The organism is Pseudomonas sp. BP01 (assembly GCF_022760795.1).
GTDB classification, from domain to species: domain Bacteria; phylum Pseudomonadota; class Gammaproteobacteria; order Pseudomonadales; family Pseudomonadaceae; genus Aquipseudomonas; species Aquipseudomonas putida_Q.
The window spans coordinates 1-255 of sequence record NZ_JAFBKA010000140.1 but is presented as its reverse complement, the minus strand read 5'-3'; the positions used below and the strand labels follow the sequence as shown (position 1 = coordinate 255).

Here is a 255-nt window from a genome sequence, read left to right as displayed (position 1 = left end):
AGGTCACCGACGAACCAGGCACCCCGGGCAACGAAGGCGATATCGTCAAGGTCACCATCACCGCTGACCAGGTATCGGTTGCCGAGAACGTCAAACCGACCTTCACCGTGCACATCAACACCGCCCTTGCCCACGACCTGGTCGTGACCCTGAGCAACAACGCTCAAGTCACCATCAAGGCCGGGGAAACCAGCGCGCCGTACACCCACGATGCGCAGGGCGACGACGTTTACAACGACGCTGGTGAAATCAGCG

1 protein-coding gene is annotated in these 255 nt (G+C 60.8%); it reads left to right on the top strand.

What is annotated here, in order from left to right:
* Positions 1–255, top strand: a 255-nt coding sequence (locus tag JOY50_RS28840; protein ID WP_243056211.1) for an immunoglobulin-like domain-containing protein, incomplete at both ends; no start/stop codon positions are given.